This window comes from Rhodococcus wratislaviensis, assembly GCF_041228765.1.
GTDB classification, from domain to species: Bacteria; Actinomycetota; Actinomycetes; order Mycobacteriales; family Mycobacteriaceae; genus Rhodococcus_F; species Rhodococcus_F wratislaviensis.
Map to the genome: position 1 here is coordinate 6,150,655 of NZ_CP150488.1, position 20,995 is coordinate 6,171,649.

At 68.7% G+C, this 20,995-nt stretch carries 19 protein-coding genes and 1 pseudogene; 6 read left to right on the forward strand and 14 right to left on the reverse strand.

Annotated features, from left to right (window positions below; all coding sequences use genetic code 11):
* Window position 1: 1 nt before the first annotated feature.
* The 6 genes from WKC72_RS28530 to WKC72_RS28555 form a co-directional block, all read right to left on the reverse strand.
* On the reverse strand, window positions 2-706 hold the full coding sequence (locus tag WKC72_RS28530; RefSeq protein WP_370180507.1) for a sirohydrochlorin chelatase: 705 nt from the start codon (window positions 704-706) through the stop codon (window positions 2-4).
* The gene (locus tag WKC72_RS28535) at window positions 703-1,860 is read right to left on the reverse strand and encodes a uroporphyrinogen-III synthase (RefSeq protein WP_370180509.1); all 1,158 of its coding nucleotides are present in this window, start codon (window positions 1,858-1,860) and stop codon (window positions 703-705) included. Before WKC72_RS28535 ends, WKC72_RS28530 begins: the two co-directional genes overlap by 4 nt.
* A complete protein-coding gene (gene nirD / locus WKC72_RS28540; RefSeq protein WP_005574158.1) occupies window positions 1,857-2,258 on the reverse strand; it encodes a nitrite reductase small subunit NirD in 402 nt (133 codons plus the stop codon). The genes WKC72_RS28535 and nirD overlap by 4 nt, the downstream gene beginning before the upstream one ends.
* An 81-nt stretch (window positions 2,259-2,339) precedes the next feature.
* Window positions 2,340-4,850, reverse strand: a complete 2,511-nt coding sequence (gene nirB / locus WKC72_RS28545) for a nitrite reductase large subunit NirB (RefSeq protein WP_370180511.1) — start codon at window positions 4,848-4,850, stop codon at window positions 2,340-2,342.
* A 52-nt stretch (window positions 4,851-4,902) separates the two neighbouring features.
* Window positions 4,903-6,315: an MFS transporter gene (locus WKC72_RS28550; protein ID WP_052033811.1), complete on the reverse strand. Its 1,413-nt coding sequence runs from the start codon at window positions 6,313-6,315 to the stop codon at window positions 4,903-4,905.
* 131 nt (window positions 6,316-6,446) lie between these two features.
* A complete protein-coding gene (locus tag WKC72_RS28555; protein ID WP_112299310.1) occupies window positions 6,447-7,697 on the reverse strand; it encodes an MFS transporter in 1,251 nt (416 codons plus the stop codon).
* 11 nt (window positions 7,698-7,708) lie between these two features.
* On the opposite strand from WKC72_RS28555, the gene WKC72_RS28560 reads away from it, so the two are divergent.
* A complete protein-coding gene (locus WKC72_RS28560) occupies window positions 7,709-8,374 on the forward strand; it encodes a FadR/GntR family transcriptional regulator (RefSeq protein ID WP_037245184.1) in 666 nt (221 codons plus the stop codon).
* Here the strand turns inward: WKC72_RS28560 and WKC72_RS28565 are convergent.
* The 3 genes from WKC72_RS28565 to WKC72_RS28575 form a co-directional block, all read right to left on the reverse strand.
* Window positions 8,371-9,225 carry a TIGR02569 family protein gene (locus WKC72_RS28565; protein WP_005562508.1) on the reverse strand — a complete coding sequence of 285 codons (855 nt, stop codon included), beginning with the start codon at window positions 9,223-9,225 and terminating at the stop codon, window positions 8,371-8,373. The genes WKC72_RS28560 and WKC72_RS28565 overlap by 4 nt on opposite strands.
* Window positions 9,226-9,317: 92 nt before the next feature.
* Window positions 9,318-10,502, reverse strand: coding sequence for an adenylyltransferase/sulfurtransferase MoeZ (gene moeZ / locus WKC72_RS28570; protein WP_037245180.1), 1,185 nt, complete (start codon window positions 10,500-10,502; stop codon window positions 9,318-9,320).
* Between the two features lie 134 nt (window positions 10,503-10,636).
* The gene (locus tag WKC72_RS28575; protein ID WP_128970012.1) at window positions 10,637-11,773 is read right to left on the reverse strand and encodes a DUF3152 domain-containing protein; all 1,137 of its coding nucleotides are present in this window, start codon (window positions 11,771-11,773) and stop codon (window positions 10,637-10,639) included.
* A 224-nt stretch (window positions 11,774-11,997) separates the two neighbouring features.
* Between WKC72_RS28575 and WKC72_RS28580 the strand changes: the two genes are divergently transcribed.
* Window positions 11,998-12,669 carry a TetR/AcrR family transcriptional regulator gene (locus WKC72_RS28580; protein ID WP_005259707.1) on the forward strand — a complete coding sequence of 224 codons (672 nt, stop codon included), beginning with the start codon at window positions 11,998-12,000 and terminating at the stop codon, window positions 12,667-12,669.
* Window positions 12,670-12,727: 58 nt separating this feature from the next.
* Here WKC72_RS28580 and WKC72_RS28585 read toward each other — a convergent pair whose 3' ends face one another.
* Window positions 12,728-12,958 (reverse strand): DUF3107 domain-containing protein, encoded by a 231-nt coding sequence (locus WKC72_RS28585; RefSeq protein WP_005259708.1) that lies wholly within the window; start codon window positions 12,956-12,958, stop codon window positions 12,728-12,730.
* A gap of 130 nt (window positions 12,959-13,088) precedes the next feature.
* Window positions 13,089-13,769, reverse strand: a complete 681-nt coding sequence (locus WKC72_RS28590) for a ferritin-like fold-containing protein (protein ID WP_037245178.1) — start codon at window positions 13,767-13,769, stop codon at window positions 13,089-13,091.
* Window positions 13,770-14,091: 322 nt separating this feature from the next.
* Here WKC72_RS28590 and WKC72_RS28595 point away from each other — a divergent pair, with 322 nt between their 5' ends.
* Both WKC72_RS28595 and WKC72_RS28600 read left to right on the forward strand, forming a co-directional pair.
* A complete protein-coding gene (locus tag WKC72_RS28595; protein ID WP_370180512.1) occupies window positions 14,092-15,735 on the forward strand; it encodes a DEAD/DEAH box helicase in 1,644 nt (547 codons plus the stop codon).
* A 9-nt stretch (window positions 15,736-15,744) separates the two neighbouring features.
* Window positions 15,745-16,959, forward strand: a complete 1,215-nt coding sequence (locus WKC72_RS28600) for a hypothetical protein (protein WP_370180514.1) — start codon at window positions 15,745-15,747, stop codon at window positions 16,957-16,959.
* Between the two features lie 9 nt (window positions 16,960-16,968).
* On the opposite strand, the gene WKC72_RS28605 is transcribed toward WKC72_RS28600, so the two are convergent.
* Both WKC72_RS28605 and WKC72_RS28610 read right to left on the reverse strand, forming a co-directional pair.
* Entirely contained in the window at window positions 16,969-17,382 is a 414-nt protein-coding gene (locus WKC72_RS28605) for a VOC family protein (protein WP_370180515.1), read from the reverse strand.
* A gap of 54 nt (window positions 17,383-17,436) precedes the next feature.
* Window positions 17,437-18,423: a GlxA family transcriptional regulator gene (locus WKC72_RS28610; RefSeq protein WP_037245167.1), complete on the reverse strand. Its 987-nt coding sequence runs from the start codon at window positions 18,421-18,423 to the stop codon at window positions 17,437-17,439.
* Window positions 18,424-18,522: 99 nt separating this feature from the next.
* Here WKC72_RS28610 and WKC72_RS28615 point away from each other — a divergent pair.
* A pseudogene (locus WKC72_RS28615) lies at window positions 18,523-19,352 on the forward strand (NAD(P)H-dependent oxidoreductase).
* An 8-nt stretch (window positions 19,353-19,360) separates the two neighbouring features.
* Complete coding sequence (locus tag WKC72_RS28620) at window positions 19,361-20,191, forward strand: SDR family oxidoreductase (RefSeq protein ID WP_370180516.1); 831 nt, start codon at window positions 19,361-19,363, stop codon at window positions 20,189-20,191.
* On the opposite strand, the gene WKC72_RS28625 is transcribed toward WKC72_RS28620, so the two are convergent.
* On the reverse strand, window positions 20,163-20,960 hold the full coding sequence (locus WKC72_RS28625) for a ParA family protein (RefSeq protein WP_037245159.1): 798 nt from the start codon (window positions 20,958-20,960) through the stop codon (window positions 20,163-20,165). The two genes, WKC72_RS28620 and WKC72_RS28625, sit on opposite strands and share 29 nt — an antisense overlap.
* Window positions 20,961-20,995 lie beyond the last annotated feature (35 nt).

Sequence of the window (20,995 nt, forward strand, 5' to 3'; positions counted from 1 at the left end):
TTCAGCGCTGGAACGACAGTGTGCGCAGCGCGGCCGGAATTCCACTGCGGTAGCGCTCCGCCACGAGGCCGACGATGGCCGGATCGACACCGAGCGGCTCGGCTACTCCGTCCGCACCGGCATCGGCGAGACGCGCGTGGAACAGTCCGTGGGCCAGGAGATACGACGCGACGAACACGCGATTCTCGCCGTCCGCCCGCAGTCCGGCCACCACGTCGGGGACGCGCGGCTGCGCTGTCGCCACGTAGCCGATCCGGACGCGCGACGCCACGAGTTCCGACAGCAGCGCCGCGGCGCGCCGGACGTCGCGCAGGGCCCGCGGGTCGGACGAGCCGGCCGCGGCGAGCACGACCGCGTCGCCGGGCCGCCAGCCCGCGTCGACCAGCCGCCGCAGCAGGACCTCCGCGAGAACGGGGTCCGGTCCCAGCGCCCGGGTCACGGCCACCGACGGGTGACCGCTGTCCGCGACTTCCCGCGGAACATCGGTGTGGACGTGGTAGCCCGACGCGAGGAACGCCGGGACCACGACGGCGGGCCCGGTGATGTCGCGGAGCACCTCGGCGGGCGACGGCCCGAGAACGTCCACGAAGGACACCCGGGTCGGTCCGACCTGCTCGGCGACGGCGTCGGCGAGCGCGGCGATCATCTCCACGCCCCGGGGACTCCGCGTTCCGTGTGCCACCAGTACCAGTGCTGTCTCGTTCACTGCTGTCCCTCCTCACGTGAATCGACGCAGTCGACGGGGTCGAGCGCGAGGCGATATCCCCGCTTGACCACCGTCTGGACGGCTTTCGGTGCGCCCAGGGATGCGCGCAGCCTCGCCACGGCCGTCTCCACGGCGTGGGTGTCGCCGCCGCCACCGGGCAGCGCCGCGAGCAGTTCGTCCCGCGGCACGACCCGGCCGGGACGGGCGCCGAGTGTGCGCATCAGCGACATGGCGGCGGGGGGCAGCTGCCGCACCTCGCCGTCGACGACGACGCATCCGCCGCGGATGCTCAGCTCGTGTCCGGCGGTCTGGATCTTGTTCGCCCGCCTCGGCAGCTCGTCGGCGATGTGCCGGGCGAGTGCCCCCAGCCGCGAGCGTGCCGGCATCGTCGTCGGCACCTCGAGTTCGCGCAGCGGTCCGGCGGTCACCGGTCCCACGCAGGCCGCGAGCACTCGGTGCCGGAACGAATGCAGCACCATCTCGATCATTCCGGTCTCCTTGGCGCGGGTCAGCAGCGAGGCCACCGCCGGTGCGCTGGTGAAGCTGACCGCGTCGAGTCCGCCGGAGGCGATCAGTTCGATCATCCGGTCCATCGGGGCCTGGTCCTCGAGCGGCGTCCACCGGTAGACGGGGACGGCGATCACGTCGGTGCCCGCGCAGCGGAGCACCTCGCAGAAGTCCGCGACCGGCTCCCATTCCGTGGTGGCACCGTGCAGCTGGACCGCGATGCGCTTGCCTTCGACGCCCTCACCGAGCAGGTGATCGAGCACCTCCGCCGACGACTCCGAGGCGGGTGACCACTCTTCCCGCAGGTCTGCGGCCCGGATCGCGCCCTTCGCCTTGGGTCCGCGGGCCAGGAGGCGGCTCGAGGCCAGTGCGCGGCCCAGCTCCTCCGCTTCGCCCCAGCCGTCCGCGGCCTCAATCCAGCCGCGGAAGCCGATCCCCGTCGTCGCGACGACGATCTCCGGCGGGTTGTCGATGATCTGGCGTGTGACGCGCTCGAGTTCCGTGTCGTCGGCCAGCGGGATGATGCGGATGGCCGGGGCGTGCACGACGGTGGCGCCGCGCCGCGTCAGCAGCGTGGCGAACTCTTCCGCACGCCGGGACGCCGTGATTCCGATCGTGAACCCGCACAGCGGCGTGTCGTCGTTCACGCGTTCGTGCTGTGAACCTGGACGACGCCGGCCCACACCCGCACGTCGTACACGGGCAGCCGCACCGACTCGTCGTCGAGGCAGCGTCCGTCGACCAGCGAGAACACCTGCTTGAGCAGCGGCGACGCCACGGTAGGCTCGCCGGCCCGGTCACCAACGAGGCCGCGGGACATCACGGCCGCGCGCCCGAACGGGTCGATGTTGCCCACGGCGCGCAGCGATCCGTCCTCGAGCAGGAACAGTGCCACCTGCTCCCCGCCCCGCAGCAGCACCGCCACCCCGAGACCGGGAATCAGCTGGCTGAGCGGGCACGCGGACGTCCATTCGAGACGGCCTGACTGGACGCTTTCACGCCTGGTTCCACTGGCACTGTGCACGTTCATGTCGACGACGGTCATCACAGTCCTCCTTCGGGCTGGTGTGTATCCGTGCTTGGATACATCGTTCGGGGTCGGTGTTTCCGCAGCGTTAAGCGGGGATTACTCCGATGTAGAAGCTGCGAATTTCGGCATTCCCATCAACACCGGGACCTTCCGGACGCCCGTGTCGTCGAACGAGACGGTCGGATCGGCCTCCTCGGGCGCGTTGACGAACGACACGAACCGCGACAGCTTCTCCGGGTCCTCGAGCACGCCCGCCCACTCGTCCTTGTATCCCAGAACGTGCTTGGCCATGGCCGCCTCGAGATCGGCGGCGATGCCCAGGCTGTCCTCGCACACCACGGCCTTGAGGTGGTCGAGCCCGCCCTCGAGGGAGTCGACCCACGGCGCGGTGCGCTGGAGACGGTCCGCGGTGCGGATGTAGAACATGAGGTACCGGTCGATGTAGCGGACGAGGGTTTCGTCGTCGAGCCCACCGGCGAGCAACTGGGCGTGCTTCGGAGACTGGCCGCCGTTGCCGCCGACGTACAGGTTCCAGCCGTTCTCGGTGGCGATGACGCCGACGTCCTTGCCGCGCGCCTCGGCGCATTCGCGGGCACAGCCGGAAACACCGAACTTGATCTTGTGCGGGGACCGCAGGCCGCGGTACCGGTTCTCCAGGTCAACCGCCATCCCCACGGAGTCCTGCACGCCGTACCGGCACCAGGTGGATCCGACGCAGCTCTTCACGGTGCGCAGCGACTTGCCGTAGGCCTGACCGGACTCCATGCCCGCGTCGACGAGACGCTTCCAGATCGCGGGCAACTGCTCGACACGGGCGCCGAACAGGTCGATGCGCTGACCACCGGTGACCTTCGTGTAGAGGCCGAAGTCGCGGGCCACCTCGCCGATGACGATGAGCTGTTCGGGCGTGCACTCGCCGCCGGGCATCCGCGGCACCACCGAGTACGTGCCGTTCTTCTGGATGTTGGCCAGGAAGTGGTCGTTCGTGTCTTGCAGACCCGCCTGGTTGCGGTGCAGGATGTGGTCCGAGTCGGTGGACGCCAGGATCGACGCGACGACGGGCTTGCAGATGTCGCAGCCCGAACCCTTCCCGTACTTCGAGATCAGCGCGGAGAACGTGCGCGTGTCCGTGGCCTGCACGATCTCGAACAGTTCGGCGCGGGACTGCTCGAAGTGCTCGCACAGCGCCTTCGACATCACCACGCCGGACGACGCGAGGAGCTGCTTGATGGTCGGCAGGCAGCCGCCGCACGTCGTTCCGGCGTTGGTGCAGCTCTTGACCTGCGCGATGTCGCAGGCGCCGTCGGCGATGGCACCGCAGATCGACCCCTTGGTGACGCCGTTGCACGAGCAGACCTCGGCGTCGTCGGGAAGGGACCCGGCGCCGGGCTTCTCCCCCGCCGGCGAGATGAGCGAGGCCGGATCGCCCGGCAGTTCGCGGCCGACGAGCGGGCGCAGCGACGCGTACGCGGAGGCGTCGCCGACGAGGATGCCGCCGAGCAGCGTCTTCGCGTCGTCGGACACGACCAGCTTGGCGTAGGTGCCCTTGGCGGCGTCGCTGAGAACTACCTCCAGTGCGCCGGGGGTCTGAGCGTGCGCGTCGCCGAAGCTGGCGACGTCCACGCCCATCAGCTTGAGCTTGGTGGACAGGTCGGCGCCCGGGAACTCCGCCGCCCCGCCGAGCAGCCGGTCCGCGACGATCTCCGCGGTGGTGTAGCCGGGAGCGACGAGGCCGTAACACCGTCCCTCCACCGCGGCGCACTCGCCGACCGCGTAGATGTTCTCGTCCGACGTGCGGCAGCCGAGGTCCGTGATGATCCCGCCCCGCTCGCCGACCTCGAGTCCGGCGTCGCGGGCCAGCTGGTCCTGCGGCCGCACACCCGCGGAGAACACCAGCAGCGCGGCCTCGATCACCGAACCGTCGGACAGTTCGACGCTGATCCCGTCCGGACCCTCGGTGATGCCGGCGGTGCCGACACCCGTGTGGACGGTGAGACCGAGGTCGGTGACCAGGTTGGCGAGCAGCGCTCCACCGCCCTCGTCCACCTGCAGCGGCATCAGCCGGGGCGCGAACTCGACGACGTGCGGTGTCATGCCCATCAACTTGAGCGCGTTCGCGGCCTCGAGTCCGAGCAGACCACCACCGACGACGACACCGACGGCGCCGGGACCGGCCGCGTCGGCACGCTTCCGGATGCCGTCGAGGTCGTCGAGCGTGCGGTAGACGAAGCACTCCGGACGGTCGTGCCCGGGGATCGGCGGCACGAACGGGTACGAACCGGTGGCCATGACGAGAGCGTCGTACGCGACGACCTCGCCCGAATCGGTGGTGACCTTGCGGGACTCCCGATCGATGGTGGCGGCCCGGCGGCCGATCCGGAGGTCGACGAGAGCGTCGTCCGGGTAGTCGTTACCCGCGAGCGCAAGCTCCCTGGGGTCCCACGCCCCCACGTAGGAGGACAGTCCCACCCGGTCGTACGCGGGGAGGGGCTCCTCGCAGAGCACCGTCACCGACCAGTCGTCCGACTCGTCGCGCGCACGCAACGCCTCGACGAATCGATGTCCGACCATTCCGTGTCCGATGACCACTGCTGACTTGCGGCTCATGCCGTCGCTCCTTCTAGCTGAATTGCTCGAGTTCATGCGGTACTGCGTGAGGTCACGCCGAGACCGACACCTTTTCGTCGTCGCCGTCGGAGACGGTGAGCCCACGAGTGACGGACGGGCGGCGCAGGAAGACGAACCAGGTGACGAAGATGCAGGCGATGTAGAAGGCGAGGAACACCCAGAACGCCATGGTCGCCGACTTCGCGGTGCCGCCGTAGGACGCGCGCAGCACCAGGTTGATGCCGACGCCGCCGAGGCCGCCGATGGCGCCCGCGAACCCGATGAGGGCGCCGGACATCGCCCGCGACCACGCCGCCTTGGCGTCCCGGCTCAGTCCCTCGAGTCCCTGCGCCTTGGCCTCGAAGATCGACGGAATCATCTTGTAGACCGAGCCGTTGCCGATGCCCGCCAGCAGGATGAGGGTGATGAAGCCGAACACGAATGCCACCAGCACTCCGGCCGTTGCCGCGCCGGGCGTGCCGTCGTCGACGGTGCCCGCGGTCACCAGCACTGCGGCGGCGAGCGCCATGGCGACGAACGTGTACAGCGTGATCTTGCCGCCGCCGATGCGGTCGGCGAGCTTGCCGCCCATCGGGCGCGCGATGGAGCCGAGCAGCGGTCCGATGAAGGCGATCTGCGCGGCGCGCAGCGCAGCCTCCGCGGGGGTGGCGCCACCGGCGAGGAAGTTGATCTGCAGGACCTGGCCGAACGCGAAGCTGAAGCCGATGAACGATCCGAACGTGCCGATGTAGAGGAAGCTGATGACCCACGAGTCGGAGAACTTCAGCGCCTTGGCCATCGACCGGAGGTCGGACTTCTGGTTGCCGAGGTTGTCCATGAACAGGGCGGCGCCGACCGCGGCAACGGCGATGAAGACCAGGTAGACGGCACAGACGATCCAGGGCTCCGTGTTACCCAGGGTGGCGATCACGAGCAGGCCGATCACCTGGATCATCGGGACACCGATGTTGCCGCCGCCGGCGTTGAGACCGAGCGCCCAGCCCTTGAGCCGCTGCGGGTAGAACGCGTTGATGTTGGTCATCGACGAGGCGAAGTTGCCGCCGCCGACGCCGGCGAGGGCGGCCACGAGGATGAACGTCGTGTACGACGCGCCGGGGTTCATCATCAGGTACAGGGTGAACAGCGTCGGCACGAGCAGGACCAGGGCGCTGAAGACGGTCCAGTTCCGGCCGCCGAATCGGGCCGTCGCCACCGTGTACGGGATTCGCAGAATCGAGCCGACGAGGGTCGGGACCGCGACCAGGAAGAACTTGCCCGCCGCGTCGATGCCGTAGATGTCGGTCGGCATGAACAGCACCATGACGGACCAGATCGACCAGACGGAGAAGCCGACGTGCTCAGCGACTACCGACCAGATCAGGTTCCGCTTGGCGATGTCCTTGCCGCCCGCCTCCCAGGCGTCGACGTCTTCCGCGTCCCAGTGCTCGATGTAGTGCTTCTTCACCCGGGCCTCCTCGTTGTGTGGGAGACCCAAAGGTAGAAAACCGGTGTTGCGGCGGTGCTGCGGTCGGTGACCGCGACGTCAACTGATCCTCACTTTTCAGCCGGGCCGATGTGAGGTTTCCTGCATGTTTCCTAGGCGTGTCGAAGAGCGTCCTGCGGCTCCGAATCGACGTGCCAGCTGTCCTCGAGCATGCGCGGCTTGCACGCCTGGAACGCAGCGAAGAGGAGGATCACCACACCGAACGTCAAGAATCCGAACGACAGGGTCCACCCGCCGGAAGCATCGTGGAACACCCCGAACAGTAGTGGACCGAGGCACGCGACGGCGTAGCCCACGCCCTGGGTGAAACCGGACAGCGTCGCGGAGCCGATGTGGCTGCGCGTGCGGAGGTTGATCAGCGTCAGCGACATCGGGAACGTGCTGGGCCCGAGCCCGAGCAGCACGATCCACAGGATGGGCGCGCTCATGGGGGCGAGCAGGAGGCCGCTGAAGGACACGAGGTAGCAGACCGCGCACCCGATCACGACCGGGAACGGGTTGCGCATGCGCGCGCACAGCGTGGGGGCGCCGAACGCCGCGACGAGGCCCATGAACGAGAACAGTCCCACCATGGCACCACCGAACGCCTCGCTCGCGCCGGCGTCGGACAGGATGTCGGGGATCCAGGTGAACATCGAGTACGTGATCATCGACGTCATCCCGAACATGCCGGCCATGCCCCAGCCGACGGGCGACCGCCAGGCCTTCCCGTGGGGACGGTCGGCCGGAACGTCCGCGGGCGGTTGCGCCGTCACGACCACGGCGCGACGTCGTTCGCGGGTGAGGAGGAGGATCCACGGGACCGCCGCGGCGAAGCCGAGGAGCGCCCACACGCCGATCGAGACCCGCCAGCCGAACGCCTCGGCGAGCGGGACGGCCACGAAGGCGGGCGCGATGGTGCCGATCTGCACGCCGACGATGTAGACCGAGCTCATCACGGCCAGCCGGTCGGAGAAGTAACGCTTGACGAGCGGCGGAATCACCACGTTGCCGATTCCCATGCCTGCCAGCGCCAGCGCCGACAGTGCCAGCAACGACCAGGTGTCGCTCATCAGGGCTCTCGTGAGCATGCCGACCGCGGCCATCAGCATCGCGACGAGGGCGGTCCGTTCCAGGCCCCACCGCTTGGCGATGAGCGGCGTCCCCAGTCCGAACAGCGCGAACATCGCCGTCGGCACCATTCCGAACACCCCGACGACCGTCGGCGAGAATCCGATGTCCTCCCGGATCTGCGAGGCAAGCGGGGTGAACGAGGTGACCGCCAGCCTCAGGACGAGAGCAGACATGGCGATCGCACAGAAGACGAGGAGGCGGCCGCGTAGAAGAGTCACGAGATAAATCATAGGATGACAGGATGACCTTTGGAAAACCCGTGCGCCGCTCGAGTCTGATCTCACAGGTCACCGAGCAGCTGCGCGACGAGATCTGCAGTGGTCGGTGGGCGGTGGGCGAGAAGATCCCCACCGAGACCGCGCTGTCCGAACTCACCGGGACGGGACGCAACACCGTCCGCGAGGCGGTGCAGGCGCTCGTCCACACCGGGCTGCTCGAACGGCGGCAGGGATCCGGCACGTACGTCGTCGCCATCTCCGACGTCGGGGGCACACTGGGCAAGTACTTCGCCGGCGCGCACGAGCGCGATGTCACGGAACTGCGGCAGGCACTCGACGTCACCGCCGCAGCCCTCGCCGCCCGGCGCCGCACCCCGGACGACGTCGCACGCTTGAAGGGTCTCCTCGACGAGCGTTCCCGGTGCTGGGCCGAATCCGACACGGAGTCCGCCGTCGCGGCGGACGTCGCCCTGCACCGCGCGATCGTCGAAGCGAGTCACAACGCCGTGTATCTGGAGTTCTACGACTCGCTGCTGCCCTCGATCGCCCAGACCGTCGACCGGCACGTGCACGCGACCGGTGCCGGGTTCCACGACGAGCACGGGCGTCTGATCCAGGCGGTGGTCGACGGGGACGAGGCCGCCGCGACCACGGCCGCGCGCGACCTGTTCGCGGAGCTGCTCACCTAGAGCAGGAGGCGCACCACGTCGGCCGTGCGGGCGAGTCCGGGAAACGCCTCCGCGGTCGACCGGGGGTGCAGCACGTGGACGGCGAGCCTGAACAGCACCGCACGCAGAAGCATCTGCGGCCACTCGGGGAGATCTTCCCAGCGCCCGATGAGGGCCTCGTCGGCCCCGCCCCAGGAGATGGCGTCCACCACGGCCACCGCCGCCGCCCACGACGCGGGACGCCAGTACGGCGTGATGTCGGTGATCCCCGGCGCGAGCGCACCGGCGAACAGGACGGTGCCGAACAGATCTCCGTGGACCAGCTGGTCGGGGCTCGTGACGGGCTTGCGCAGCGTCGCGAGCCCGGTGATCAGTTCCAGGCTCTTGCGGCCGTCGGGGGACGGCGTCTCGAGCTGTTCCGCACCCTTCGCGCTGCGCAGCGGGATCTTCTCCCAGGCGGCCCGATCTGCCGCCACGAACACGTCGACCTCCGCCCACGGCGCGACCGGGGGCTGCACGAGGAACCGGGGACGGTCGAGCTGCGAGGTGGCGGCGTGCAGCCGGCCCGACATCGACACGACCTCGTCGTGCCGCGGCTCGGGTGTGCCCTCGATGAACGTGTCGGCGCGCCACCCGGAGACCACGTACCTGCCGTCGGTGGACCGCACGGGGCGCGCGAGCCGCACCCCGTCCACCTCGAGCGTCTCGCGGACCTTGGCGGACCATGCGGCGCGCGCGTGGTCGGCGACGGCTGACAGGACTACGTCTCCACAGAGCCACCCGCCGTCCCAGTCCGCACCGAGTGGGATGGGCTCGACTTCCCGGAGGCCGAACGTGGAGCACACGTGCTGAGGGGGTTGGCCTGTGCTCACGGACTCAACGCTACCGCCGGGTGGGCCGGTGACACTGCAAGGCGCGCTGGCCCGGAGATCGCAATCACGCCACGACGAAGGTCAGACGAAGGTCAGTAGACGGGCAGGCTGGTGTCCACCTGTTTCGCCCACGCGATCACGCCGCCCTGCAGATGTGTGGCGTCCGAGAAGCCGGCCTTCTTCAGCGCGGCCAGCGCCTCCGCCGACCGGACGCCGGTCTTGCAGTGCAGCACGATCGGCTTGTTCTGCGGAAGCTCCGACAGCGCCTCGCCCGACAGGATGCGGTCCTTCGGGATCAGCACGGCACCGGGCAGGTGGACGATGTCCCACTCGACCGGCTCGCGCACGTCGATCAGTTCGATCTCCTTGCCGGAGTCGAGGAGGTCGCGCAGCTCCGTGGCCGTGATGGTAGAACCGGCCGCCGCCGCCTGCCCCTCGTCGGACACCACACCGCAGAACGCGTCGTAGTCGATCAGTTCGGTGATCGGGGTCCGCGCGGGGTCGCGGCGCAACGTGATGGTGCGGTAGGTCATGTCGAGCGCGTCGTAGACCATCAGCCGGCCGAGCAGCGATTCCCCGATGCCGGTGATCAGCTTGACGGCCTCGGTGGCCATGATCGACCCGATCGACGCGCACAGCACACCCAGCACGCCGCCCTCGGCGCACGACGGCACCATGCCCGGCGGGGGCGCCTCCGGGTACAGGTCGCGGTAGTTGAGTCCCCGACCATTCGGCGCATCTTCCCAGAACACGGACGCCTGGCCCTCGAATCGGTAGATCGAGCCCCACACGTACGGCTTGTGCGCCAGGACGGCCGCGTCGTTGACGAGGTACCGGGTGGCGAAGTTGTCGGTGCCGTCGAGGATCAGGTCGTACTGCTCGAACAATTCGACGGCGTTGTCGGGCTCGAGCCGAAACTCGTGCAACCGGACGTCGACGTTGTCGTTGATCTCACGGATCGAGTCGCGCGCACTCTCGGCCTTCGGACGGCCCACGTCGGAACGGCCGTGGATCACCTGTCGCTGCAGGTTCGACATGTCGACTTCGTCGAACTCGACGATGCCGAGCGTCCCGACACCCGCCGCAGCCAGGTACAGCAGGGCGGGCGAGCCGAGGCCGCCCGCACCGATGACGAGGACCTTCGCGTTCTTCAGGCGCTTCTGCCCTGCCATGCCGACGTCCGGGATGATCAGGTGCCTGCTGTACCTCGCCACCTCGTCACGGGAAAGTTCGGCGTCCGGTTCCACCAGCGGCGGCAGTGCCTCGGTGGTCTTCACAGAACGGTCAAGCGACACGGTCCACTCCTGACGATTGCGCGACAGCTTCCGATGCGTCGGACAGCATTGAGTTCAACGCCCCGACGGGGTCCATTCTTCCCCTCCCGCCGGCAGTCGCGGGGGGCGGCCCCGGCTCACGCCCTCGGGAACGGCCACGGATTGAAATGGCAGGTCAGACCGTTCATCGGGACGACACCCTCGGGGTCGAGCTGCGCGATGTCGTTGTTGGCCGTCCCGAACGTCTGCTGCATCATCACGGGCGCGAGGCCGCCTTCGGTCTCGCACGGCTGGTGGTCCTGGTAGCCGATGGCGTGCCCGATCTCGTGGTTGATCTGGTATTGCCGGTACGACCCGATGTCCCCCTGGAACGCGATGGCACCCCGCACCCAGCGTGGCTCGTTGAGGACGACGCGATCGATGCCGGGGTTGTAGCACGACACCTCCAGCTGAATGTCGTAGCCGCATGCCTCGCGGATGGTCATCTGCGACGTCAGCGACACCCGGAAGTCGGGGTCGCCCTGGTCGACGCGGCGGAACGCGAACCGCGGGTCCTTCGTCCAGCTCTTCGGATTCGACAGGGTCTGGTCGACCATCCGGCCGAACGACTCGTCGCCGCCGAATCCGGACGTGTCGACCCCGTCCTCGATCTCGACGCTGTACGTGAATTCCCGTTCGGTGCCCTGCCCGACCTTGGTCCCGCTTCCGGGAACCACGTGCCACGTGCCTGCGCCCACCGCCGTGAACGGACCGCCCTCGGGCAACGCGCCCGAGGGAAGTTCGGCGGCGAAGTTTCCGTCGGCTTCCGGGGGGATCCCGATGACGCTCGAACCGTCGGTGTCGCGGGACAGGGTGCCGAATCCGGGGGTGTCGGTCTCGGCCGTCGTCTCGTTGCCGCCGGTGTCCCGGACCGCGTCGACCACGACGAGAACGGTGACCACCAGGAGGATCGGGATGGCGTAGGCGCGCCACCCGTAGGTGGAGACGAACCGGCCGATGCGGCTCTGCTTCCTCGCCTGCCGCTCGGGGCGCGGGTTCCTGGGCCTGCCGACGTCGCGGCTGGTCGGGTCCCATTGCGCGCGGAGTGGTTGATGCGATTGCGCCTGCGGTGCCGACTGCGAAGCGCGGGGACGGACGTCACGCTGGTCGATGCTGCGCGATCGTCGCTCCCCGTCCTCGGAGCTCTGGGGAGCCCGGCCGCGGACACGCGGTCCTCCTCGGTCAGTCACGCAGCCCAGAATCTCACAGTCCGGCACCGCCCCGTCCCAGCGCACCGTCCGCAGGTCATTCGGCGTGTCACGCAGATGCGATCCGCAACGTCGCGGCTACCCGGATCACCAGGTGCCCCCGACCCCCGCAGGGCCCCAGTTACCGGTCAGGCAATATCCTTGACCGGGCGAGTCCAGCGAGTCCACCATGAACGGTTCACTACGCGCGGGTATCGTTCACACAGTTACACAGAATGTGACGCGGAATACTTGTGCAGATTGGAAGCGCTATGACTGAACTCGCGGATCGGACGAACTCCGATCGCGATGCCACCCCCGGAAAGGGCACCGGGGCCCGTCGCAGCACGCGACTCCCCCGCGACGCCCGGCGACTGCAGCTACTCGCCGCAGCCAGCGAGGTCTTCGTCACACGCGGATACCACGCTGCCGGTATGGACGAGATCGCCGAGTGCGCCGGTGTGAGCAAGCCCGTCCTCTATCAGCACTTCCCCGGAAAGCTCGAGCTGTACGTGGCGGTGCTGCAGAGCTATGTCGACAGCCTGATCTCCGGCGTCCGGCAGGCGCTGCGCTCGACCACGGACAACAAGCAGCGTGTCCGCGCCGCGGTGCAGGCGTTCTTCGACTTCGTCGACAACGACTCGCAGGGCTTCCGGCTCGTGTTCGAGTCGGACCTCATGGGTGAACCGCAGGTGCAGAGCCGCGTCGAGCAGGCCACCGAGGCGTGCGTGGACGCCGTGTTCGACCTCGTCAGCCACGACTCCGGTCTCGACCCGTACCGCGCCCGCATCCTCGCTGTCGGCCTCGTCGGCGCGAGCCAGTTCACCGCGCGGTACTGGCTCGAGGCGGCGCGCCCGATCCCGAAGGAAGAAGCGGTCGACACGACGGTCACGCTCGCGTGGGGCGGTCTGTCCCGCGTGCCGCTGCATCCCGAACAGCGCTAGCCACGACGCACGAGAAAGGGCCCGCAGTCGAGTCGACCGCGGGCCCTTTCTCGTGTGTTCACTTGGTCGGAGCGAATCCGACCTTGCGGATATCGGACGGGCCGATCTCCACGTAGGCGATCTTGCTGGACTGCACGAGGTACTTGCGTCCCTTGTCGTCCTGCAGAGACAGGATCCCGTCGCCACCGGTGAGGGCGTCCGAGACCAATGTCTCGACCTCGTCCGGGGTCTGCTCGCTGCTGACGATGAGCTCACGCGGGCTGTCGATTACACCGATCTTGACCTCCACGGTCAACCTCCGAACTCTCCGAGAAACATCAGCTGTCCTGGCAAGGCTAATGCAGCGGCCGCCGCCGGTGCGCGTCTGTGGGCTGTGCCCTGAGCGAACATGCCGTCAGACAAGCATGACGGCGGTGCCGTCAGACCAGGCCCAGCACGGCCATGCGTTCGGCGTGCATCTCCTGCATGCGGTCGAACAGTGCGACGACACCGTTGAGGTCGCCGGACGCGGAGATGACGAGTTCCGTCAGCGCCTCCCGCTGCGCCAGGACGAACTGCGCCTGCGTGATGGCCTCCCCGAGCAGTCGCCTGCCCCACAGCATGAGGCGGTCCTTGTCGCGGTTGCTGGCCTTGATCGCCTGCTGCACCTCGTGGACGACGAACTCCGAGTGGCCGGTCTGCGAGAGCACCTCCTCGACCGTCCGCGACACCTCGGCGGGCAGCGAGTGCCCGATCTCGCGGTAGAAGTCGGCGGCGATCCCGTCACCGACGTAGGCCTTCACCAATGCCTCGAGCCACGTCGACGGGGTGGTGGACGCGTGGTAGTTGTCGAGGGCACGGACGAACGGATCCATCGCCTCGAAGATGTCGAAGCCACGCGCGGTCAGCGCCGTCTCGAGCATCTCGAAGTGGCCCATCTCGGCGGCGGCCATGCTCGCGAGCGCCACTTTGCCCTGCAGGGTCCGCGCCATCTGCGCGTCCTCGGACAGCCGGTAGAACGCGGAGATCTCGCCGTACGCGAGGACCGCGAAGAGTTCACTGACGCCGGGGTGATCAGCGGGAATGGTGGAATCAGAGGATGCAGGCGTGTTGGGCTCCATGGCGCCACAGCCTAGTGCGTCGCCCAGTGATGTTTGCCATGCGTAACCGGTTGTGGGGCGTTCTCCGGCTACAATGATCATGGGCAACCGCTCGTCACCACGTTCGCCTCCATGGAGAACGCGGTTTGAGTGATGATCGATCACGATCCGATCAGCGGTTCCCACCGATAATGTGCGCGCACCTGATCGACGGTCCCAGCCGCGCCTCGCCGAAATCTTCGATTTCTGCGCTGAGGCAGAGGCAGGATCGACTCGGAAGAGGACATCGACGAGCGTCGACTGGGAAATCGGGCCGACCAGCGGCCTGGCCCTTACCTCGTGCGTGCGTGCAGCTACGAGGAAGGCCAGTCCCCTGAGCAAGATCACTGTCGACCATGAAGACGACGCAACCGAAACCACGCTGTCGGCGCAACTCGACTCCACGCACGTCGCCCCCACGTTCGCCGAGCTCGGAGTTCGTGACGAGATCGTCCGCGCTCTCGACGAGATCGGGATCGAGCGCACGTTCGCGATCCAGGAGCTGACGCTCCCCCTCGCCCTCGCCGGCGACGACCTGATCGGTCAGGCCCGTACGGGCATGGGCAAGACGTTCGGTTTCGGCGTCCCGCTGCTCCACCGCATCTCCAGCGGCACCACCGGGACGGCCGCACTCGACGGCACTCCCCGTGCGCTGGTCATCGTCCCCACCCGCGAGCTGTGCATCCAGGTCACCAAGGACCTCGAGGGCGCCGCGAAGTACCTGAAGGGCGAGAAGAACAAGCTCGAGGTCCTCGCCATCTACGGTGGCCGCCCCTACGAGACGCAGATCGCGACGCTCCAGAAGGGCGCCGACGTCGTCGTGGGCACCCCGGGCCGTCTGCTCGACCTCGCCAACCAGGGTCATCTGATCCTGGGCAAGGTCGAGGTCCTCGTTCTCGACGAGGCCGACGAGATGCTCGACCTGGGCTTCCTGCCCGACATCGAGCGCATCCTGGGAATGGTGCCGGACAAGCGTCAGACGATGCTGTTCTCGGCCACCATGCCCGGCCCGATCATCACGCTCGCCCGCACGTTCCTCACCCAGCCGACGCACATCCGCGCCGAGCAGGCCGACGACTCGGCGGTGCACGACCGGACCAGCCAGCACATTTACCGGGCGCATGCGCTCGACAAGGCGGAGATGGTGGCCCGGGTGCTGCAGGCCGACGGCCGCGGCGCGACGATGATCTTCACCCGCACCAAACGCACCGCCCAGAAGGTCGCCGACGATCTCGCCGAGCGCGGCTTCTCCGTCGGCTCCGTGCACGGCGACCTCAACCAGGTTGCTCGCGAGAAGGCGCTGAAGGCATTCCGCACCGGGAAGATCGACGTGCTGGTCGCAACGGACGTCGCGGCGCGCGGTATCGACATCGACGACGTCACCCACGTCATCAACTACCAGTGCCCGGAAGACGAGAAGACGTACGTCCACCGGATCGGCCGCACCGGCCGCGCGGGCCGCACCGGCATCGCCGTGACACTCGTGGACTGGGACGACATCCCCCGCTGGCAGCTCATCGACAAGGCTCTCAGCCTCGGCATCCCCGATCCGGCGGAGACGTACTCCAGCTCCCCGCACCTGTTCGAGGAGCTGTCGATCCCGGCCGACGCGACCGGCACGATCAAGCGCCCCCGGGTGGAGAGGGCCGCAAAGGCCGCACCCGAGCAGAGCGAGAACACGGGCACGGAGCAGAGCGAGAACACCGATACCGAGCAGGGCGAGAAGGCCGAGCGCACGGAGCGTCCGGCACGCACCCGCACCCGCCGCCGCACCCGTGGTGGCCGCCCCGCGGACTCCGTGGGCCCCAAGTCCGTCTCGCCGGAGCCGACGGCACCCGAATCCTCCGCTCCGAGCGGGGACACCGACGGCGAGGGTGCCTCCAAGCCCCGCCGGCGTCGTCGCCGCCGGACCACCAAGGTCGGCGCCGCCGCGACGACCGCGGAGTAAACAACCACCGTGCTGGCACCTGAGCGGCGCTCGCGCGCCGATCTCGTCGTCGCTGCCGGAATCGCCGTCGCGGTCGTGGTCGCCCTCACCGTGGTGTGGTTCCGCAGCGATGCCCGGGGCACCACCTCCGTCACCGCCGCCGAGCCGCCGCCTGCACTCGTTACGGCCCTGACGGTTCCGGAGACGCTGAGCCCGATCTGGGACTCCGCCAGTTCCGCCACGACCGCACCCCTCGTCGTCGGTGGTGCGGTCGTCACCGCCGACGGCGGGGACGTCGTGGGACGGGACCGGATGTCGGGTACCGAGGTGTGGCGGTACGAGCGTGATCTCGACCTGTGCGGTGTGACGGCGTCGTGGGAGAAGGTCGTGGCCGTCTACCGCGACGACCGCGGCTGCTCCCAGGTCACCGAACTCGACGGCGGCACCGGCGAGCGCCTGGCGCAGCGCAGCAGTGACGCCGATTCGGGGGTGACGCTGAAGGCCGACGGAACGTATGTGGCGTCCCTCGGCGACCGCCGGCTGGAATTGTGGCGCTCCGACCTCGTCCGCACGGTCGAGTACGGACGGGTGGACGCGCCGGTGAATCCCAAGAAGCAGCCACGCAGCGGGTGCACGCTGATCGACGTCGGTTCGAGCAGCAGCCGGCTGTCCGTTCTCGAACGCTGCCCCGGCGAGGTGGCCGATCGTCTGACGGTCATGAACCCGTCGCCGAAGGACAATCAGGAGCCCGAGGAGTACGGGTCGAGCGTCCTGGCGGGGGTGGATGCGGGCGTCGAGGGTGCACGCATCCTCGGGGTGTCGGGCGAGACCACGGCCGTCTATCTCCCCGCGGGCACGTCGTACGGACCGCGGATCGGCCTGTTCGACGGCACCGGCAACGCCGTGTCCGAATATGCGCTCTCCCTCCGGGTCGGACCGGATCCTGTCACGTCGACGAGCAGTTCGGTGGTCACCTGGTGGACCGGTTCGGACGTGGTGTCGCTCGGCGCATCCGATCTCGCACCGCGCTGGGTCTTCCCCGACGCTCTCGGCCCGGGAGCCGTGATGGCCGGAAACCTACTGGTTCCGGTGGAATCCGGCATCGCCGTGCTCGACCTGTCGACCGGTGCGGTGCTTCGCACGATCCCGGTGGCGCGTGACGCCGCGGCGGGGCCGATCACCACGACGGTGGCCGGCGACGTCGTGCTCGAACAGCGCGGCGACGATGTCGTGGCGCTGCGCTGAGGTCGCTGCTCACGCGGGTTCGGCGAACACCACGAGATAGCCGTCGAGATCGCGGATCCAGATCTCACGATGTCCCGCATTGGGATTGACGTGCACGTCCGTGACCACGTCGGCACCCGCCTCGCGCACCCGCGCGACGGTGCCGTCGAAGTCGGGGGTCTCGAACCAGATCGCCACCCCGTTTCCCCGCGGGAGTGACGGATCGCCGAGGGTGCCGTGGTGGTGGCCCTCGTCGAGCCGGTGCAGTTGCAGGATCATGTGCCCGTCGACGAGGAGTTGCTCGTAGTCCGGTCCACCGTGGCCGCTCCGCGCGCCGAGTACCTTCCGGTACCACTCGCCTGCGCGTTCGACGTCGTCGACGGCGAGGAGCGGCTGAGCCCGCATCGTCAGGGTGTTGCTCTGAGGCGTATCCGAGACTGTCATGGCCCCGACGTTAACGCCGTGTGCTCCCCGGCACTTGGACGAATGAGCATGCCGTCAACGGAAAGTGGCGCGGTACGCGGACGGTGAGACGCCGACCGTGCGCGAGAGGTGTTGTCGCAGCGACGTCGCGGTGCCGAAGCCCGCGGCCGCGGCCACGTCGTCCACCGGCAGGTCGGTGTTCTCCAGCAGTTCGCGGGCCCGGGTGATCCGCTGTTCGAGAATCCACTGCGTCGGCGACATCCCCGTCTCGGCCCGGAATCGCCGGGTGAACGTGCGCACGCTCATCGACTCCCACGCGGCCAGCTCCCGCAGCGACAGCGGTTGATCGAGATGCGACAGTGCCCGGGTCCGCGCCCGCGCCGTCGACGCACCGTCGGCCTCCGGGACGGGCTCGGTGATGAACTGCGCCTGGCCACCGCTGCGATGAGGCGGCACGACCGTTCCCCGCGCCACCTCGTTGGCCACCGACGCACCGTGGTCGAGACGAATCATGTACAGGCACAGATCGATTCCGGATGCGACGCCTGCGGCGGTGAGCACGCTGCCGTCGTGTGTGTAGAGCACGCCGGGGTCCAGGTGCACGTCGGGGTACAACCGCCGGAACGCGTCCGCCGACTTCCAGTGCGTCGTGGCACGCCGGTTCTCGAGAAGGCCGGCCGCCGCGAGGACGAACGAGCCGGTGCAGATCGATGCCACCCGCGTGCCCGGACGGATGTGCGCGAAGGCGTCCGCGAGGCGCCGGGGCAGGCGCCCGTCCTCCGGCGGGTCGTAGTCCTGATCGGATGCCGGGATCACGACGGTGTCGGCCGTGCCGAGCAGTGCCGGACCGTGCTCGACCGAGAGCGTCACGTCGGTGTCGGTCCGGACGGCGCCAGGGGTGAGGGCGCACGTGAGGACCTCGTACAGCGCCTCGCCGTCCCGCGATCTCGCCTCACCGAACAGTCGGTGGACGATCCCGAACTCGATCGGGAGCAGACCGTCGCGCACGAACACGACCACGCGATGGCGGCGCACACTCCGCCCGTTCCTCGGTTCGGACATGGCCCGATTATTTCACATATCGTCCCGCAGGCCACTGTCGTGACCACGTCCACGCGCCCATGATCGGAAGGGTCGGCACGACAGAGCGGAAGGTGGACCATGAAGATCCTGTGGGTATCGGCACATCCCGAGCCGGAGTCCCTGAACGCGGCACTCCGCAGCGACGCTCTCGCGGCGCTGCGCGGCGCCGGCCACGACATCCGGACCTCGGACCTGTACGCGATGCGATGGAACCCGGTGGTGACGGCAGCCGATTTCGGACACGACCCCCACCATCGCCTCCTGGTCGGCGCGCGGTCGGGTCAGGCCCTGACCGAGGGCACCCTGGCCCCCGACATCCGCGCCGAACATCGCAAGCTCGCGTGGGCCGATGCGGTGATCGTGCAGTTCCCGCTGTGGTGGTACGGATGCCCGCGATCCTCAAGGGCTGGTTCGACCGGGTCTTCGTGGAGGGCTACGGCTACGGACTGCGCCGCGAGGACGGTTCCACCCGGCGGTACGGCGACGGAACCCTCGCAGGCAAGCGGGCGATGACGGTCGTCAGTTTCGGCGGCAGTGCCGACAGCGCGGGCCCGCGCGGGATCAACGGCCAGATGGACGAACTCCTGTTCCCGATCCACCACGGAATCTTCTGGTACACGGGGATGTCCGCACTGCCCCCGGTCCTGATCGACAGCGCGGACCGGTTGCCCGCCGAGCACTACCCCGGCGTCGCGGCGCGGCTGATCGATCGCCTGTCCGGCCTGTTCACCGACCCGCCGTTGCCTTTCCGCTCACAGAGCGGCGGCGACTACGACACCAGGTTCGTCCTGCACGAGGACCGCGCGCCCGGCGTCACGGGGTTGCGCGCCCACTACGCCGACGCGGATTCCGGCACGAGTGAATCGGCGACCGAAGTCCGCACTACCGCGGGATGTAACGTGTTCTAATTCACGGCATGGCAACCTACGTGATCACCGGCGCCGCCTCGGGCATCGGGGCGGCGAGCCGCCGCATTCTCGAGTCCGGCGGTCATACCGTCATCGGAATCGACCTCGCGCACACCGACGTGACGGCCGACCTGTCGACCCCCGGCGGACGGGCTGCGGCCGCCGACGCCGTGTCCGAGGCAAGCGGCGGCGTCGTGGACGGACTCGTGTGCTGCGCCGGACTCGGGTCGCTGTCCCACGTCCCGGGCGGCACACTCGTCGCCGTGAACTACTTCGGGGCCGTAGAACTCGTGACGGCCCTGAAGCCCGCTCTCGAGCGCGCGGGCGGCGCCTCGGTGGTGGTGATCTCGTCCAGTAGCACCACCACGCAGCCGGGGATTCCCGAGAATCTGGTGACCGCGTGCCTCGACGGCGACGAGACGGAGGCGGTGCGCATCGGCGATGAGGTGACCGCCATCCCGGCGTACCCGGCGTCCAAGCTCGCGCTGGCCTGGTGGATTCGGCGTGAAGCGGTACGGCCCGAGTGGATCGGCAACGGCATACGACTCAACGCGATCGCGCCGGGCATGATCGACACACCGATGACCAGCGGGGACGACCTCGACCCCGAACTCGCGAAGGCGCTGGATTTCTATCCGGTGCCGCTGGGCCGGCGCGGCCGCCCGGACGAGATCGCCGCGCTCGTCGAGTTCCTGCTCGGACCGGGGTCGACACTGTTCTGCGGCAGCGTCGTCTTCGCCGACGGGGGCACGGACGCCCAGTTACGCCAACAGGATTGGCCCGCCGCGTGGAATCCGACGCCCGAAGAACTTACTCGGCACTTCCAGGCGAAAACGTAGCGAGCTCGGATCCCGCCCAGTGCTTGGCGAGGTTCTCGGCCAGGTCCCGGTACGCCTGGGCACCCTTGTTCTTGCGCCCTGCCAGCACGGTGGCACCCGACGCCGTCGCTTCCGCGAATCGCACCGTCCGCGGGATCGGCGGAGCGAGGACCGGCAGGTTGTAGCGGTCGGACACGTCGGAGAGCACGTCCCGGCTGTGTGTCGTGCGGGCGTCGTACAGCGTCGGCAGCGCGCCGAGCAGGACCAGGTCGGGGTTGGTGATCTGCTGCACCTCGGTGACCGTCCGCAGTAACTGCCCCACACCGCGGTGGGCGAGCGTCTCGCACTGCAGCGGCACCAGTACCGACTGCGCCGCCGTGAGCCCGTTGAGAGTGAGCACACCGAGTGACGGCGGACAGTCGATGATGATCGTGTCGTAGTCGTCCAGCAGCGGCGCCAGAGCGCGCTTGAGGGCGAACTCGCGACCGGGACGCATGAGCAGCAACGCTTCCGCGCCCGCGAGGTCGATCGTCGCAGGCAGGAGGGCGACACCGTCCTCGGTGTCGATCACGGCGTCTTGCACCGCCAGATCACCGGTCAGCACCTCGTGGACGGAGGCGTCCAGGCGGTCCGGGTTGTGCCCGAGGGAGAACGTCAGACACCCCTGCGGGTCGAGATCCACCACCAGAACCTTCTGGCCCAGCCCGACGAGGGCTGCGCCGAGAGAAGCGACCGTGGTGGTCTTCGCGACCCCACCCTTCTGATTTGCCACTGCAAGAACCGTTGTCACGGCTCGATCCTTACCTACTTCGTCCCCGGAGGCGA